This window comes from Cutibacterium granulosum (assembly GCF_900186975.1).
GTDB classification, from domain to species: Bacteria; Actinomycetota; Actinomycetes; order Propionibacteriales; family Propionibacteriaceae; genus Cutibacterium; species Cutibacterium granulosum.
The window spans coordinates 2,117,168-2,131,115 of the sequence record NZ_LT906441.1 but is presented as its reverse complement, the minus strand read 5'-3'; the positions used below and the strand labels follow the sequence as shown (position 1 = coordinate 2,131,115).

Genomic DNA, 13,948 nt, shown 5'->3' with positions numbered 1-13,948 from the left:
AAGTGCCCTCAGGCGACGACGTCACCCTTGTGCACCGCAGGTGACCCCACGACGACGGTGCCCGGAGGCACGTCCTTGACGACCAGGGCGTTGGCCCCGATCCTGGCGTCGTCGCCCACCGTGATGTTGCCGATGATCTTGGCTCCGGCACCCAACAGCACCCGGTCGCCGATCGTCGGGTGGCGCTTGACCTGGCCACGGGAGCGTCCCCCCAGGGTCACCTGGTGGTACATGAGCACGTCGTCGCCCACGACCGCCGTCTCGCCGATGACGACTCCCATGCCGTGATCGATGAAGAAGCGCCGACCGATCGTCGCCCCGGGATGGATCTCGATTCCGGTGATGCTCCGGCTCACCTGCGACATGATCCGGGCCAGGGGACGCAGCAGGGGGTATCGCACCCAGATGGCATGGGCCACGCGATGTGCCCAGATGGCATGGACACCTTGATAGCTCAGTGCCACCAGAACCTTGGAGGTGGCTGCCGGGTCCTCGCGCATGGCTGCGTCGAGGTCTTCGGACAGACGACTGAGAACGCGTCTGATGGGCTCGAGTCGGTTGGTCACTGGATCACCTGGGTCCTTCCGGGCATCGCTGCAATGGGATGACGAGGTCGGCTGACGAATTGGCAGGTCATGGGCAGGCCTTCGCCCACACGAACCTTATACGGCATTCATCGAGAAGGAACATTACGTCCGTCCCGCGAGCCTGCGTCGCCACGAGTGTGTCTCCCGCGAGCGTGTGCCCATGGCGAGGGGGAATGTGAGCAAACGGCCGTCACCCCATACAATTCGCGATATGGAACAACCCCACGACCTCGTGCTCGTCGTCGACTACGGCGCCCAGTACTCCCAGCTCATCGCCCGACGCGTTCGTGAGGCGTCGGTGTATTCCGAGATCGTCCCGCACACCATGCCGGTGGACGACATGCTCGCCAAGAACCCCACGGCGGTGATCCTCTCCGGCGGACCTTCCTCGGTGTACGCCGACAACGCCCCGAGCGTGGATGCTGCCCTCTTCACGGCCGGGGTGCCGGTGATGGGCATCTGCTACGGTTTCCAGCTCATGGCCCAGGGACTCGGCGGCGAGGTGGCCCACACCGGAACCTCCGAGTACGGACGCACCAGTCTGACCATCGACGACTCCGGATGTCTGCTCGCCCAGATTCCACACAGCATCAATGTGTGGATGAGCCACGGCGACTCGGTGACCCGCGCCCCCGAGGGCTTCCGGGTGCTGGCCAGCACCGCTGGGGCCCCGGTGGCTGCCTTCGAGAACCTTGACCGCAAACTCGTCGGTGTGCAGTGGCACCCCGAGGTGCACCACAGCGAGTCCGGCCAGGACGTCCTGGAGCACTTCCTCCGCGACGTCGCAGGGTGCCGTGCCGACTGGACTGCCGCCAACATCGTGGACGAGCAGGTGGCCAGGATCCGGGAACAGGTGGGGGATCGACGGGTCATCTGCGCACTTTCCGGCGGCGTCGACTCCGCCGTGGCCGCCGCGTTGGTGCAGCGAGCCGTCGGTGACCAGCTCACCTGCGTCTTCGTCGACCATGGACTGCTGCGCCAGGGGGAGGCCGACCAGGTGAAGAACGAGTTCGTCGCCTCCACCGGTGCCGAGCTCGTCGTCGCCGACGAGGAGGAGAGGTTCCTCACCGCTCTGGACGGGGTGAGTGAGCCCGAGCGCAAACGCAAGATCATCGGGCGCGAGTTCATTCGTACCTTTGAGGACGTCGCCCGTCGTCTCAACGACGACGAACCGATCGACTTCCTCGTCCAGGGCACCCTGTACCCCGACGTCGTCGAGTCCGGCGGCGGTGAGGGGGCCGCCAACATCAAGAGTCACCACAATGTCGGTGGGCTTCCCGAGGACCTGCAGTTCTCGCTGGTGGAGCCATTGCGCACCCTGTTCAAGGACGAGGTGCGCGCCGTGGGCCTGGAGCTCGGTCTGCCCGAGCAGATCGTCTGGCGTCAGCCGTTCCCCGGGCCGGGGCTGGCCATCCGCATCATCGGTGAGGTGACCAAGGATCGGCTGGAACTGTTGCGCACCGCCGACGCCATTGCCCGTGAGGAACTCACGGCTGCTGGCCTGGACCGTGACATCTGGCAGTGTCCCGTGGTCCTGCTGGCCGACGTCCACTCCGTCGGGGTGCAGGGTGACGGCCGTACCTACGGTTCACCGATCGTCCTGCGCCCGATCACCAGTGAGGACGCCATGACCGCCGACTGGGCGCGGGTGCCCTACGACGTCCTGGAGCGTATCTCCACAGGTATCACCAACGCCTGCCCGCAGGTCAACCGTGTCGTCCTCGACGTCACCAGCAAGCCGCCGGCGACGATCGAGTGGGAGTGACCGGTGGGGTAGCCCCTTGTCTCCACCCGACTCCTGTCACTATTACCCGGATCGGTGACGACAGGAGCCACCTGGGCCATATTGATGAAGGTTGGGCCCCTGCCACATGGCAGGGGCCCACAGGTGTCAGCTGTCATTCGTGGGTGTGGATCAGCGATGGTCCTGGTAGGGATCGAAGACGTTGGGGTTGGCTGTGCCGTTGCTCCACTGCTGGTTGTTCCACTGGTTTCGTGGTGGCATGTTCTCGTCGGACGGCATGATCATCCAGGCGATGAGGTAGAGAATTGGTCCGGCACCGGCGAACAGCACCAGAGCAGCAGTGATGATCCGCACCAGGGTGACGTCATAGCCGTAGGTGTCGGCGATCCCGGCACACACCCCGCCGACCATCTTGTTACTGGTGTTCCTGACAAGTTTGCTCATGGGCGTGCATTCCTTCCGACGCGGCTGCAGTCTTGGCATTCATGATACCCGGGTGCCGAAGGGGACGTCTGCTGCGCAGTGCGGCAACAAGTAGTGGTGCCCAGGTGATTCCGGTCGGACAGCACGAGAGCCGGTGACCAGAAAGGTCTGGTCGCCGGCTCTGCGGTCAAAGATCAGAGGTGTGTCAGGAGGCCTTGTTCTTGGTGATGGCCCCGTAGATCCATAGCACGATGAGCGAGCCGACGATGGACAGCAACCACGTCTTGAGGCTCCAGAACCTGTCGAGCTGAACGTGGAAGATGGCCTTGCCGATGAAGCCGCCGAGCATGGCGCCGACAACACCGAGGATGAGGGTGGCGAACCATCCGCCTCCCTGCTCTCCGGGCATGATGGCTTTGGCGATGGCTCCGGCAATGAGTCCGAGGACGATCCATGCAATGATTCCCATGCGTATTACCATACTTGGCTCAGATCAAGGCAGCGGCTTTGTTGCCACTGTCAGGAGACATATTTCTTCGGTGGCGCAAAATTGCACCAACAATGAGCGAACGGGAATATCCTGCCCCGCGTTGGAAAAGGCATCACGGTGTGGATCGGTGGAGGGGACTGCGTTCCGTCAACATATTGACACAGTGGCAGTGGCGCCGGTGACCGAGCCGTCACCGACGCCATCGCGCCCGGGTTCTCACCGACGCAGGGCTCGGCGAGCCAACCAGTTGCCCAGGAATTGTGCGAACTGCACGAGGATGATGATCGTGACGACGGCAACCAGGGTCACCGACCAGTCGAACTTCTGGTAGCCGTAGGTGATGGCGAACTGACCCAGACCGCCACCACCAATGGCACCGGCAATTGCCGTCATGTCGACAATGGCGATGAGCACGTAGGTGTAGCCCAGGATGAGCGGCCCCAACGCCTCCCGCACGACGACGTCGAAGAGGATGCGCCACGGCCCGGTCCCCATGGATCGAGCCGCCTCGACGACCCCGGGATCCACCGTCACGAGATTCTGCTCGACGATACGGCTCATGGCGAAAGTGGCGGCGATGCACAGCGGGAAGGTGGCCGCCTGCACACCGATCGTGGTGCCGATGACCTTGAGGGTGAGTGGGGCGATCGCCGTCATGAAGATGATGAACGGGATCGGACGGATGATGTTGACGATGACGTTGAGCACGAGGTTCACCGGACGGTTGGCCAGCACACCGTTGCGACGCGTCGCATAGAGGAAGATGCCCAGCACCAGACCGAGGAGTCCACCGATGAGCAGGGTCACCAGAGCCATGAAGAGAGTCTGACCGATGGACTCGAGGTAGATCGGCTTGAGGTAGGTCCAGTCAGTCATGGATGTCAGCCTCCTGTGCGGGGGTGGAGCGTGCTGTGTGGCTGATCGCCGAGAGTTCGTCGGTGGCCCTGGCAACGTCGTCGTCGGGGCCAGTGAGGGCAACGGTGTAATTGCCCAGGGCGCCGTCGCGGGTCTCGATGACGCCACCGTGGACGATCTTGAAGCTCACGCCGTCGGCCAGCTTGGCCAGGGTTGCGCCGAACACTGCGCCATCCACGGAGGTGACGTCGACCAGCTTTGCGCCGGGATTCTCCTCGCGCAGTCTCGCGGCCTGCTGCTCGGTGGGATGTTGTCCCACGATCGTCGAGACGAATCGGCGGGTTGTCTCGGACTGTGGTTGGGCGAAGATCTCACCAGTGGTTCCGGTCTCCACCAGGTGGCCGTGGTCGAGCACCGCCACGTTCTGGGCGATGCTGCGCACGACCTCCATCTCATGGGTGATGACGACGATCGTCACCCCCATTCGTTCGTTGACCTCTTGCAGCAGCTGCAGCACGTCGGCAGTCGTCTCTGGGTCCAGGGCAGAGGTGGATTCGTCGGCCAGCAGGATGGACGGGCGGGTGGCCAGGGCGCGTGCGATGCCCACCCGCTGTTTCTGACCACCGGAGAGCTGGTCAGGATGCACCCAAGCCTTGTCGATGAGCCCGACGAAGTTGAGCAGCTCGGTGACCCTGGCCTTCTCGTCGGCCTTCTTCCAGCCAGCGAGCTTGAGGGGGTAGGCGACGTTGTCGTAGATGGTGCGGGAGTTGAAGAGGTTGAACTGCTGGAACACCATCCCTATGTCGGCACGCAGGGGGCGTAGTTTCTTCTCCGTCAGGCCGGAGATGTCGGTTCCGTCGACGATCACCGAACCGGAGGAAGGGTGCTCCAGGCCATTGATGAGTCGCACCAGGGTGGACTTGCCGGCTCCAGAGTGGCCGATGACTGCCGAGATCGTTGCGCGACCGATGTCCAGGCTGATGTCCTCAAGAGCCTGAACAGTGCCCGAACGGGTCTGGAAGATCTTCGACACGTGGTCAAATCTGATGTGTACGTCGTGTGCGGCAGTCATGGATTCTTCTCCAACTGGGGCGAGTCCGGGGGCAGTTCCTGCTCGTGGTTGCCCGGACGCGCCAAGGTGGGGTGGGCAGACGCGATGACGGCACCGATGGTGGATCGGTGCCGTCAAGGAGTCACTTCCTGGCTTTTTTGATGTCAGCCTGCAGGCCGTCCGTGATGTGCTGCAGTTCGGCCTGGCTGCGATCTTTCACGAGCACCGCGGAGTTGTTGGAGTCCTTGAGGACGGCCTTGGCAACCTCGGGGTCGTGCCAGATCTTGATGGCCTTGAGCAGCGTCTCGTTGTTCTTGTCCTCGGGGCGGGCAGCGAAGACGTTGATGTAGGGAGCAGCGTTGTCCGACTTGGCAGAGTCGGCGAACAGTGCAGCCTTGGGGTCGATGCCGGCGTCGTTGGCGAAGTTGTTGTTGATGACGGCGCCGTCCACCGAGGGCAGCGAGGTGACGGTCTGTGCGGCATCCACCGGGGTCACCTTGACCTTGGAGGCCGAGGCATCGATGTCGGCGGGAGTCGACAGGGGAGAGCCACCATCGTTGAGCTTGATGAGACCTGCCGACTGCAGTAGCAGCAGGGCGCGTCCTTGGTTGGTGGCGTCATTGGGGATCGCGATGTTGCCGCCCGAAGGGATCTGGGAGAGCTTGTCGTGGGTCTTGGAGTGCAGCCCGAGCGGGACGATGTAGGTGGCCTCCAGCGGGATGAGGCTGTCGTTGTTCTCGACGTTGTAGTTGGCGAGGAAGAAGATGTGCTGGAAGTAGTTGAGATCCAGCTGTTTCTGCGACAGTGCCCGGTTGGGCTGATTGTAGTCGTTGAAGGTGACGGGCTCGATGTTGATGCCCTGCTCGGCGGCCTTCTTCTTGTAGATGGGCCAGAATGAGGCGCCTGCCTCGGTGGTACCGATCCTCACCGTGGGGTTGGCGGACTCGTCGGCGTTGGACCTGCCCTTCGTCGTCCAGGTGATGATGCCGGCGATGAGCGCGATGGCGACGATGATGACGCCAATGACGACGCCCTTGGACGGGCGATTGTTGGGCTTGTCGGGGAGTGGCTGGGCGGTGGTCATGGTGATGCTCCTGAAATGATGTGCCTGGTGCGTCCCGGATCGATCCGGACAATGACGACGAATGAGGCGTGAAGTGAGACGAGGATTGTGCGTGGGTCGGATGCTCCGACTCGGTATCGTCCTTATGAACTCAGGCCATGATCGACGCACCGGGCCATCGAGGACATCTCGACGGGGGGCGTCAAAGTGACGATCTGGCCGCTGGCTCCGTGGTCCCGCTGGAGTGGACGACGATGTATCCGTTCAGCGGGTGCCGGTCATTCGTGACGGGCGCATCATCATGGCGGACATCTCGACGGCGCACTGGTGGGCGTCTGCGAGGTGGCGAAGGATCGCTGCCATGGTTCCTGCTCCTGTGTATGAGGTGCTCTTGAGCACTGTCGCGCTTGTCATGCCTTCCTGACACAACCAGGTCGTCACACGGGGCACCCTGCTCTCGCGAGGGGTTGCCGTCCGGCAAGCCGTGGCTTGTCGCCGGATCTCAAGACCTTGATGGCAGATTATGGGGCAGTGTCGACGATGTCAACCCGCCCGAGTCGGCATGATGGCATGAACGAGATGCCACGCTGCGTCCTGCGTCGTGCGGTCCTCATGCCGTGGTGAGAACTCTCACCTCGTCCGAGGCTCTGCGGAATGTGGTCGGTGATGATGTCCACGCCCTGATTTCTGCGGTCACATCCGTGCGGGAGGACAGCTGGGCCTGGCGGGTGTGTCCGCCTGGAGGGCGCATTCCGCGGTACTGAATTGTCTCACCCTTGCGCATAGAGTTACTGACCATGAGTGAGCCTGATCTGTCTGCCTTCTTCGCCCCCCGGCCCTCTGCGGAGTCGGCCCATCCCGGGGGCGACCAGTCAGGTCCGGGGCGGGATGGGCTGGATCGGTACAGAGCTAATCGATATGGGGCCGATCGCCCTGTCGATGCTGATCGTCCTGTCGATCCGGGGATGCTGCCCTCCGACGTGGCACGTACTGGCATGGGTCGAGCAGTGGATGCCCATGAACTCCTGGACGACCTCAACCCACCCCAGCGGGAAGCCGTGTTGCACTCGGGTTCGCCGGTGCTCGTCGTCGCTGGTGCTGGTTCCGGCAAGACGCGGGTGCTCACTCGTCGGATCGCCCACCTGGTCACTCAGCGTGGGGTGCACCCGGGGTCGATCCTTGCCATCACCTTCACCAACAAGGCCGCTGCCGAGATGAAGGGGCGGGTGGTGGACCTCGTCGGGAACCGTGCTCGAGCCATGTGGGTGTCCACCTTCCACTCCAGCGCGGTGCGTATCCTGCGTTCGGACGCCGACAAGTTGGGACTGTCGCGGAATTTCTCCATCTATGACGACACCGACGCCAAACGACTCATTTCCCTGGTTGCGCGAGATTCCAATGTCGATCCAAAGAAATTCAAGCCGCGTACCATCCTCAACTGGATCTCGAACCAGAAGAACGAACTCACGACCCCATCTGAGGCGGCGGAAGCGGCGCAGACCGGGAACGATGAACTCTACGCGTCATTCTATATGGAGTATCAGCGTCGTCTCCACGATGCCAATGCACTCGACTTCGACGATCTCATCATGAAGACGGTCATCCTGCTGCGTCAGTTCCCCGAGGTGCGGGAACATTACCGACGCCGCTTCCGGCACGTCCTCGTCGACGAGTACCAGGACACCAACACCGCCCAGTACCAGATGATTCGTGCCCTGTGTGCCGATGAACCGGAGCACGCCAGTGGGTCTGAGGAGGATGCGAGGCGTCACGTGGCTCCCCCCGAACTCATGGTGGTGGGCGACTCGGACCAGTCGATCTATGCATTTCGCGGTGCCACGATTCGCAACATTCTTGATTTCGAGAAGGATTTTCCAGGGGCCCGAACGATTCTCCTGGAGCAGAACTATCGCTCCACCCAGAACATTCTCTCGGCTGCGAACTCCCTCATCCAGAAGAACACCGGACGTCCGGCGAAGAACCTGTGGACCGACCAGGGTGACGGTGCGGCGATCACTGGGTACGTTGCCGACACCGAGCATGACGAGGCTTCCTGGATCGCCGGACGCATCGACGATCTCGTTGACCAGGGACGTACCAGCTATGGTGAGGTCGCGGTGTTCTACCGCACCAACGCCCAGTCCCGCGCCTTGGAGGACGTGTTCATCCGCACCGGTCTGCCCTACCGCGTGGTTGGCGGAGTGCGGTTCTACGAACGCAAGGAGGTGCGAGACGCCGTCTCGTACCTGCGGGCCATTGCCAACAAAGCCGACGACGTCTCGGTACGTCGCATCCTCAACGTTCCCAGACGAGGTATCGGAGCTCGTGCCGAAGCTGCTCTGGAACTCTTCGCCACTGCCCGTCGCATCTCGTTCAGTGAGGCCATCGAGCGGGTGGACGAGATCGACGGCCTGGCCACCCGTTCCGCAAACCAGGTCCGAGCGTTCGGAGAGCTCATGGCCCGACATCGGGCGATGATGGATCAAGGAGCACGAGCAGACGAGATCACTGCCTCGATCCTCGAGGAGTCCGGCTACACCGTCGAGTTGGAGAACTCCAAGGATCCCCAGGACGAGACTCGTCTGGAGAACCTCGTCGAGTTGGTCTCGGTGGCCGAGGAATTCGTTGCGCGGGCTCACACAGCCGACGTGCCCGATGAGGACGCCGTTGCCGGTGAGGTGGATGATCTCGTCCTTGACGGTGACGATTCCCTGCCCGCCTTCCTGGAGCAGATCAGCCTGGTCGCCGATGCCGATCAGATCCCGGCCGAAGGGGATGGCGTCGTCACCCTCATGACCCTGCACACGGCCAAGGGGTTGGAATTCGACACCGTGTTCCTCACCGGTTTCGAGGACGGCCTGTTCCCGCACGAGCAGTCCCTTGCCGATCCCACACAGCTGCAGGAGGAACGACGACTGGCCTACGTGGGGATCACCAGGGCTCGCAAACAGCTGTTCATCTCCCGGGCCGTGGTACGTACCATGTGGGGATCACCCCGATACAACCCGGAAAGTCGATTCGTCGATGAGATCCCGGGACGGCTCTTCACCTGGGAGCGGGTGGTGGATGCCGCGGGTTGGCAGACCCAGGCTGGTGAGACCACCCGGAGGTCCCGAGACCGGCTCTCCGACGGGGGATTCGGTGCCGGTGCCGCTCATCGCTCCAATCGTGGGGGAGCGCGTGATGATGGGGGCTGGTCGATTGGCTCCGGCAAGGGGGCTGCGCATGGTCTGGGCAGGCCGGAACTGTCACTGCAGGTCGGTGACAAGGTGCTGCACACCAAGTGGGGTTTGGGAACCGTCACCGCGACATCGGGGCACGGCGCGAACGCCAAGGCCGACGTCGATTTCGGCTCGGTGGGTGTCAAACGGTTGGCCCTGAAGTTCGCCCCGATCGAGAAGCTCTGAATCCGCGTGAGGGGAAGGAGGAAGCCCCCCGTGCCAATTCGGTAGCGAGGGGCTTCGGTTCAGGGGGTGCGATCCACGGATCGCCACAGATGGACCGTCACAACTTGGCGCCCAGGCTCCGCAGGAATCCCAAGGCGTCCTTGGCGGAGTAGACGTCTCCGGGGGTGGTGCCAGCGGGATAGTACTCGTAGTGCAGATGACATCCGAAGGCGCGCCCGGTCTCGCCGACGGCTCCGATGTGCTGGCCTGCCTTGACGGCCTGACCGGGATGGACGTCCACCGATGACAGGTGGGCATGCAGGGTGGACCCACCGTTGGCGTGGTGGATGACGATGTTGTTCCCGGCCCAGCTGCCGCCGGTTGGTTGACCGACGATCCCGGAGGTTGCGGCAACAACGGGCGTGCCGCAGGAAGCGACGAAATCCGTGCCGGTGTGGTAGCGGGCCCATGAACCGACCTCGCCGAACCGGGCACCGATGTGGTACATGCCGGCGGGGATGGGGGTGGTGGCACCGCCACTGGTGGCGACAGAGGTGGCGGCGTCGTCATCGGCCTTCTTGCCATCCGTGGCCGGAGTCTTGGACTTGTCGGCGGCCTGCTGTTGTTTCTGTCGTGCGGCTTCCTCGCGCATCCGCTTCTCGGCGGCCTTCTTCTCGGCAGCGATCTTGGCGGCATTGGCCCGGACGTCCTTGATGGCGGCGTCCAACTCGTCGGCGCGCACCTTCTCGGAGACCTCGGTGGCACTGCCCATGACGTCCTTGGTGGAATGTGTCATCGATTCATGGCGTTGAGCGGACATGGAACGGTTCATCGCACGATCCAGCTCAGTGCGCACTGCGCTGCGGGAGACGGTTGAACCATGTCCGTCGAGGGCGGCCAGTCCGCCGTCCTTGGTGTGTGCCGTGGGGTTGGTGAGGGACTTGTCGTCGGAGACGCTGCCCGGACGGGCGCCAGCTGCCTGTGGTTCCGGGATGGCCTTGGAGTCGTCGGGTCGAGTGGTGTCCACCATCATGGAGTTGGCATTGGTCACCGAGGAGTGTGCCGAGCTGTTGATCCAGATTCCCCCGACGGAGATGAGCCCCAGTGCTGCGACGGCCACGGCGGCGATCCCACGACGGGCATGCGGGTGGTCGCCGTGTTGATCGGTGAACGGGGTGTGACTCTGTGCGGCATCCCCGCCCCTGGGAGTGCTTGGCAGGTGGGTGTTCTGCTGTGACTTCTCACGCCAATGTGTTGGTGCGATCTTCACTGGACTCCCTCTGCTCCTGGGAGGCGTGCGTCGTGGACGCCCGGCCGCCGCTGTGCCATGAACCTGTCGTTGCCAAAGTCTAGCCGGACTCGCCGGAGATGGCTTCTTTCATTTCTGAGAAAACTTATCATCTCTCAGGAAAGCCCACAATGAGAGCGGTCACTTCTCCCAACTGGTGGGACGTGCCTGGCTGGACATTCCTTGATTGAGGGCCGCAAGGTTCCCTCCGGGGGCTCGCAGGGTGTCAGGTGGATCAGGTGGTCACCGCACGGATCCACGTACGGGTTCACGGCAGGGGGCAACGACTGCCGATGCGCTACACGTACGTCAGGAAATTCAGGAACAAGAATGCACGTTTGTTCTCGATGACGATAGGCTACTGCCAGACGTCGGACGACGACCTGCTGTACGGTTCCTGTTGTCCGGCAAAGACCTACCGGAGAGCGGTGGGCCACCTCGCAGAGTGGAGAGATTGTGGACCTGTATGAATACCAAGCCCGCGACTTGTTCGAGAAGCACGGAGTTCCGGTGCTTCGCGGGATCGTGGCAGAGAATCCGGAGCAAGCATCCCAGGCCGCAGCTGAACTCGGTACTTCCGTTGTCGCTGTCAAGGCCCAGGTGAAGATCGGTGGCCGTGGCAAGGCTGGCGGTGTGAAGATCGCCAAGTCGCCCGAGGAGGCCGCCCAGCACGCCGAGAAGATCCTTGGCATGGACATCAAGGGTCACACCGTGCACAAGGTGATGATCGCCGAGGGTGCCGACATCGCCGAGGAGTACTACTTCTCGATCCTGCTGGATCGCAGCGAGCGTCGTTACCTTGTCATGTGCTCCCGTGAGGGTGGTATGGACATCGAGACCTTGGCCAAGGAGCGCCCCGAGGCCCTGGCCAAGGTGCCCGTCGACCCGATCGAGGGGATCGATGAGGCCGTGGCCGGCACGATCCTCACCGAGGCCGGGTTCCCGGCCGAGGAGCATGCAGCCATCGTCCCGGCCATCGTCAAGTTGTGGGAGACCTACCGCGACGAGGACGCCACCCTCGTCGAGGTCAACCCGCTCATCAAGACCAAGGACGGCAAGGTCCTGGCCATCGACGCCAAGATGACCGTCGACGACAACGCCTCGTTCCGCCAGCCGGACCACGCCGCTCTCGTCGACCGAGCCACCACCGACCCGTTGGAGCTGCGTGCCAAGGAGCTTGGGCTCAACTACGTCAAGCTCGACGGCAACGTCGGTGTCATCGGGAACGGTGCCGGTCTGGTCATGAGCACCTTGGACGTCACCGCCTACGCCGGTGAGGAGTTCCCCGGCTCGCCCAAGCCAGCCAACTTCCTCGACATCGGCGGTGGTGCCTCTGCCGAGGTCATGGCCAATGGCCTGGACGTCATCCTCTCCGACCCGCAGGTGCGCAGCGTCTTCGTCAACATCTTCGGTGGCATCACCGCCTGCGACCAGGTGGCCAAGGGCGTCAAGGGTGCCTTGGAGAAGCTCGGTGACCAGGCGTCCAAGCCGCTCGTCGTACGTCTGGACGGCAATGCCGTCGAGGAGGGCCGCGCCATCCTGTCCGAATACAACCACCCGCTCGTGACCATGGTCGAGACCATGGACGAGGCCGCCCGCAAGGCCGCCGAGCTCGCATCGAAGGAGGCCTGATCGTGGCCATCATTCTGGATGAGAACGCCAAGATCATCGTTCAGGGCATGACCGGCTCTGAGGGCATGAAGCACACCCAACGCATGATCGACTCCGGGTCGCAGATCGTGGGTGGCACCAACCCTCGCAAGGCGGGCCAGAAGGTCGAGTTCCGTGACGGCGTCAGCGTGCCGGTGTTCGGCACCGTCAAGGAGGCCATGGCCGCCACCGGCGCCAATGTGTCGGTGATCTTCGTGCCGGCCAAGTTCACCAAGAGTGCCGTCATGGAGTCCATCGAGGCCGAGATTCCGTTGGTGGTGTGCATCACCGAGGGGGTGCCCGTCAAGGACACGGCAGAGTTCTTCACGGCTGCCCAGCGGTCCGGCAAGACTCGCATCATCGGACCGAACTGCCCGGGCATCATCAGTCCCGGCAAGTCCAATGCCGGCATCGTCCCCGCCGACATCACCGGACCGGGACGGGTGGGTCTGGTCTCCAAGTCCGGAACCCTCACCTATCAGCTCATGTACGAGGTGCGTGACCTGGGCATCTCCACGGCCATCGGCATCGGTGGAGACCCGGTCATCGGCACCACGCACATCGACGCGCTGAAGTACTTCGAGGAGGATCCCGAGACCGACGTCATCGTCATGATCGGCGAGATCGGTGGCGACGCCGAGGAGCGTGCCGCCAAGTACATCAGTGAGCACGTCAGCAAGCCGGTCGTCGGCTACATCGCCGGCTTCACCGCCCCGAAGGGCAAGACGATGGGCCACGCCGGTGCCATCGTCTCGGGCTCCTCGGGCACCGCTGCTGCCAAGAAGGAGGCCTTGGAGGCTGCTGGCGTGCGCGTCGGCAAGACGCCGACCGAGACCGCCAAGCTGGCTCACGAGGCGATGGCGTCGCTCAAGAAGTGAGACAACTCGTCGACTGAACTGTCAAGGGGCGGGGCACAGGTGAGCATCTGTACCCCGCCCCTTCGTCGTGGTCGAGGCCATGGGTTTCCTCGACTCGCCACGAGGACTCCCGGTGAGCATGTCGGCTGGGTGGCTGGTTCCGGGACACCTGGCTCCGGGGCGCCTCACGCGAGGCGCCCCGGCTGCGGAACTGCCGGGACGCGAGTGTCTCGTGGCTGGTAGGTTTTCCGGATCCTGGGCGGCGGGGAGCTGCATGAGTGGACATGGATGGGTGCCGGATGCGCAAGGCCGTTCGGCACGTGCTGCGTCTGCGTGGGGCCGTCGGTCAGCGCTCGCCCAGGGTCGTTGAGTACACGCCGTGCGGGGTCGTCTGTCACCGCTTGCCCAGGACCGTCGCTCGGTCTTGCCGTGCAGGGCTGCCCAAGCACTCGTCGTGCAGACCGTTCGTTCAACCGTGCTGCGTGGGGTCGTTCGTCAGCGTCGTCGCGCGAGGAATACCCTCTGCCACGCAGGGGACCGGTCAGCACTTGCTA

Annotated in this window: 12 protein-coding genes and 1 riboswitch; of the genes, 4 read left to right on the top strand and 8 right to left on the bottom strand. The window is 63.5% G+C overall.

Translation table 11 applies throughout. The features are described 5' to 3' along the window. Window positions 1–8: 8 nt before the first annotated feature. Window positions 9–500, bottom strand: coding sequence for a serine O-acetyltransferase (gene cysE, locus CKV91_RS09100; protein ID WP_231933866.1), 492 nt, complete (start codon window positions 498–500; stop codon window positions 9–11). Window positions 501–798: 298 nt separating this feature from the next. Between cysE and guaA the strand changes: the two genes are divergently transcribed. After that, on the top strand, window positions 799–2,352 hold the full coding sequence (guaA, locus tag CKV91_RS09095) for a glutamine-hydrolyzing GMP synthase (RefSeq protein ID WP_021104254.1): 1,554 nt from the start codon (window positions 799–801) through the stop codon (window positions 2,350–2,352). A gap of 150 nt (window positions 2,353–2,502) precedes the next feature. Here the strand turns inward: guaA and CKV91_RS09090 are convergent, their stop codons facing one another. The 6 genes from CKV91_RS09090 to CKV91_RS09445 all read right to left on the bottom strand — a co-directional run bounded on the left by CKV91_RS09090 (window position 2,503) and on the right by CKV91_RS09445 (window position 6,627). Beyond that, window positions 2,503–2,775: a PspC domain-containing protein gene (locus tag CKV91_RS09090; protein WP_021104255.1), complete on the bottom strand. Its 273-nt coding sequence runs from the start codon at window positions 2,773–2,775 to the stop codon at window positions 2,503–2,505. Between the two features lie 184 nt (window positions 2,776–2,959). Next, complete coding sequence (locus tag CKV91_RS09085; RefSeq protein ID WP_021104256.1) at window positions 2,960–3,223, bottom strand: GlsB/YeaQ/YmgE family stress response membrane protein; 264 nt, start codon at window positions 3,221–3,223, stop codon at window positions 2,960–2,962. Between the two features lie 237 nt (window positions 3,224–3,460). Further along, window positions 3,461–4,120, bottom strand: coding sequence for a methionine ABC transporter permease (locus tag CKV91_RS09080; protein WP_021105742.1), 660 nt, complete (start codon window positions 4,118–4,120; stop codon window positions 3,461–3,463). Beyond that, window positions 4,113–5,171: a methionine ABC transporter ATP-binding protein gene (locus CKV91_RS09075; RefSeq protein WP_021104259.1), complete on the bottom strand. Its 1,059-nt coding sequence runs from the start codon at window positions 5,169–5,171 to the stop codon at window positions 4,113–4,115. Before CKV91_RS09075 ends, CKV91_RS09080 begins: the two co-directional genes overlap by 8 nt. Window positions 5,172–5,292: 121 nt before the next feature. After that, window positions 5,293–6,234 (bottom strand): MetQ/NlpA family ABC transporter substrate-binding protein, encoded by a 942-nt coding sequence (locus CKV91_RS09070; RefSeq protein WP_021104260.1) that lies wholly within the window; start codon window positions 6,232–6,234, stop codon window positions 5,293–5,295. 243 nt (window positions 6,235–6,477) lie between these two features. After that, complete coding sequence (locus CKV91_RS09445) at window positions 6,478–6,627, bottom strand: hypothetical protein (protein WP_155942656.1); 150 nt, start codon at window positions 6,625–6,627, stop codon at window positions 6,478–6,480. Beyond that, window positions 6,612–6,723, bottom strand: a riboswitch (SAM riboswitch). Its footprint overlaps the gene before it by 16 nt. A 455-nt stretch (window positions 6,724–7,178) precedes the next feature. Between CKV91_RS09445 and pcrA the strand changes: the two genes are divergently transcribed. Then, window positions 7,179–9,620 carry a DNA helicase PcrA gene (gene pcrA / locus CKV91_RS09065; RefSeq protein ID WP_021105741.1) on the top strand — a complete coding sequence of 814 codons (2,442 nt, stop codon included), beginning with the start codon at window positions 7,179–7,181 and terminating at the stop codon, window positions 9,618–9,620. A 97-nt stretch (window positions 9,621–9,717) separates the two neighbouring features. On the opposite strand, the gene CKV91_RS09060 is transcribed toward pcrA, so the two are convergent. Then, window positions 9,718–10,869 (bottom strand): M23 family metallopeptidase, encoded by a 1,152-nt coding sequence (locus tag CKV91_RS09060; RefSeq protein ID WP_021104263.1) that lies wholly within the window; start codon window positions 10,867–10,869, stop codon window positions 9,718–9,720. 474 nt (window positions 10,870–11,343) lie between these two features. Here CKV91_RS09060 and sucC point away from each other — a divergent pair, with 474 nt between their 5' ends. Both sucC and sucD read left to right on the top strand, forming a co-directional pair. Then, a complete protein-coding gene (gene sucC / locus CKV91_RS09055) occupies window positions 11,344–12,519 on the top strand; it encodes an ADP-forming succinate--CoA ligase subunit beta (RefSeq protein WP_021104264.1) in 1,176 nt (391 codons plus the stop codon). Window positions 12,520–12,521: 2 nt separating this feature from the next. Then, window positions 12,522–13,415, top strand: a complete 894-nt coding sequence (sucD, locus tag CKV91_RS09050; protein WP_021105740.1) for a succinate--CoA ligase subunit alpha — start codon at window positions 12,522–12,524, stop codon at window positions 13,413–13,415. The last annotated feature ends 533 nt before the right edge of the window (window positions 13,416–13,948 follow it).

Bases quoted from the DNA above. Each gene is read 5' to 3' on its own strand.
- cysE (WP_231933866.1), bottom strand. From the start codon at position 500: ATGCGCGAGGACCCGGCAGCCACCTCCAAGGTTCTGGTGGCACTGAGC.
- guaA (WP_021104254.1), top strand. From the start codon at position 799: ATGGAACAACCCCACGACCTCGTGCTCGTCGTCGACTACGGCGCCCAG.
- CKV91_RS09090 (WP_021104255.1), bottom strand. From the start codon at position 2,775: ATGAGCAAACTTGTCAGGAACACCAGTAACAAGATGGTCGGCGGGGTG.
- CKV91_RS09085 (WP_021104256.1), bottom strand. From the start codon at position 3,223: ATGGGAATCATTGCATGGATCGTCCTCGGACTCATTGCCGGAGCCATC.
- CKV91_RS09080 (WP_021105742.1), bottom strand. From the start codon at position 4,120: ATGACTGACTGGACCTACCTCAAGCCGATCTACCTCGAGTCCATCGGT.
- CKV91_RS09075 (WP_021104259.1), bottom strand. From the start codon at position 5,171: ATGACTGCCGCACACGACGTACACATCAGATTTGACCACGTGTCGAAG.
- CKV91_RS09070 (WP_021104260.1), bottom strand. From the start codon at position 6,234: ATGACCACCGCCCAGCCACTCCCCGACAAGCCCAACAATCGCCCGTCC.
- CKV91_RS09445 (WP_155942656.1), bottom strand. From the start codon at position 6,627: ATGACAAGCGCGACAGTGCTCAAGAGCACCTCATACACAGGAGCAGGA.
- pcrA (WP_021105741.1), top strand. From the start codon at position 7,179: ATGCTGCCCTCCGACGTGGCACGTACTGGCATGGGTCGAGCAGTGGAT.